General features: G+C 64.9%; 1 protein-coding gene and 1 pseudogene. Both read left to right on the top strand.

The genetic code is table 11. The features are described from left to right. Positions 1–56 precede the first annotated feature (56 nt). The gene (locus EOA23_RS34030) at positions 57–1,355 is read left to right on the top strand and encodes an adenylosuccinate synthase (protein ID WP_127307257.1); all 1,299 of its coding nucleotides are present in this window, start codon (positions 57–59) and stop codon (positions 1,353–1,355) included. Between the two features lie 69 nt (positions 1,356–1,424). Next, a pseudogene (locus EOA23_RS34025) lies at positions 1,425–2,214 on the top strand (hypothetical protein); the annotation flags it as partial.

Genomic DNA, 2,214 nt, shown 5'->3' with positions numbered 1-2,214 from the left:
ACGCTATAGAGGCTGTCGTTTCAGGCCGCCCGCGCGGCATTTCAAGGGAAAAGAACATGGCCAATGTGGTGGTCGTCGGCTCGCAGTGGGGCGACGAAGGCAAAGGCAAGATCGTCGACTGGCTGTCGGAACGGGCCGACGTGGTCGTGCGCTTCCAGGGCGGCCACAATGCCGGCCATACGCTGGTCGTCGACGGCAAGGTCTACAAGCTGTCGCTGCTGCCCTCCGGCGTGGTCAGGCAAGGCAAGCTCTCGATCATCGGCAATGGCGTAGTGTTCGATCCGCATGCTTTCGTGGCCGAAGCCAAGAAGCTCAAGGACCAGGGCGTGGAGGTCACGCCGGAGCGCCTGAAAATAGCCGAAAACACCGCGCTTATCCTGTCGCTGCACCGGGAGCTGGATGGATTCCGCGAAGATGCCGCCTCGAATTCCGGAACCAAGATTGGCACGACCCGCCGTGGCATCGGCCCTGCCTATGAGGACAAGGTGGGCCGGCGGGCGGTGCGGGTGATGGACCTGGCGGATTTGGAAACGCTCCCCTTGAAGGTCGACAGGCTGCTGACGCACCACAACGCGCTGCGCCGCGGACTCGGCCATCCGGAAGCGACGCATGAGGCGATCATGCAGGAGCTGACCTCGGTGGCCGGCGAGATCCTGCCTTACATGGACCGGGTCTGGAAGGTGCTCGACGACAAACGCCGCGCCGGCGAGCGCATCCTGTTCGAGGGGGCGCAGGGCACGCTGCTCGACATTGACCACGGCACCTATCCCTTCGTCACCTCGTCCAACACGGTAGCGGGTCAAGCCGCTGCCGGTTCCGGCGTCGGTCCCGGCGTCATCGGCTATGTGCTCGGCATCACCAAGGCCTATACGACGCGCGTCGGCGAGGGGCCGTTCCCGACCGAGCAGAAGAACGAGATCGGCGAGTTCCTCGGCACGCGCGGCCACGAGTTCGGCGTCGTCACCGGCCGCAAGCGCCGCTGCGGCTGGTTCGACGCCGTGCTGGTACGCCAGGCCGTTGCCGTCAACGGCATCAAGGGCATCGCGCTCACCAAGCTCGATGTGCTCGACGGGCTGGACGAGATCAAGGTCTGCACCGGCTATCGGCTCGACGGCGAGACGATCGATTACTTGCCGGCCAGCCAGGGCGCGCAAGCGCGGGTCGAGCCCATCTACGAGCCGCTCGAAGGCTGGAAGGGGACCACCGCCGGCGCCAGGAGTTGGAACGATTTGCCGGCGCAAGCCGTCAAATATGTCCGCTATATCGAGGAGCTGATCGGCGCCCCGGTGGCGCTGCTTTCCACCAGCCCCGAACGGGAAGACACGATACTTGTGACCGATCCGTTTCAAGACTAGTTTCACAGCCCTTCCCGGCGTTACGGCTGATTTGCGGCCGGTGGGAAAAGAATGCAGGTCACCTGACGCATGGCAGATTTCATCGCCGTTCTGAAAAAGACGATCGACAATCTCAGCGAGAACACGCCGGAGATGCGGTCGAAGGTCTATGACAAGGCGCGAGCGACAATCGCCAAGAAGCTTGCCGATCGCGTTCCGCCATTGGCGCCTTCGGTCGTCGATCAACAGAAGCGCACGCTTGAAGACGCCATCTCCAGCGTCGAGCGCAGTTATGCCAAAAGCGTTCCCGCCGCCGATCCGCTGGCGGAGTTGGAGCATATCTTCTCCTCCATCGACCGCAACAGGAATCAGCCGACCCACTCCCGCCAGCCGGTGGCGCCCGCAGTGCCGGCGCCTGCCAAGCCGGATCCGTTCAAATCAGAACCCCTCAAGCCGCCGCCTGCGCCAGCCAGGACCGAACCGAGCTGGCAAAGCAAGACGGAGCCCGCACCGCAAAACCCCGTGAAGGCCGAGCCGGCCTGGCAAAGCACGGCAAGGACGGAGCCGAGCTGGCAGGCCGCGGCAAAGCAGGAGCCTGCCTGGCAGAAGGCGCCGCCACCGCCGATGCCGTCGCCGCGCGAGGACGATGTCGGCCTCGCTGGCATGGACGCCGCCGATGCCGACGACGGCAGCGATGTCTTTGCCAATGACGAGCAGCCGGCGGCCGATACTTTCCAACGGCTGCGGCCTCAGCAGCCGCGGCGCAGGCGCGGCTATGGCGGCCTGATCGCTGCCGTCATCGCGCTTTTGGTGCTGGCGGGCGGCGGTTACGGCATATGGCTGAACAAGACTGCGTTCGGCTCGCTCTTTGGCCTTGGCG

It is taken from the genome of Mesorhizobium sp. M2A.F.Ca.ET.042.01.1.1 (genome assembly GCF_003997405.1).
In the GTDB taxonomy this organism is placed as follows: Bacteria; Pseudomonadota; Alphaproteobacteria; order Rhizobiales; family Rhizobiaceae; genus Mesorhizobium.
The sequence above is the reverse complement of the archived record's forward strand: the minus strand, read 5'-3'. Positions and strand labels throughout refer to the sequence as shown.

Bases quoted from the DNA above. Each gene is read 5' to 3' on its own strand.
- EOA23_RS34030 (WP_127307257.1), top strand. From the start codon at position 57: ATGGCCAATGTGGTGGTCGTCGGCTCGCAGTGGGGCGACGAAGGCAAA.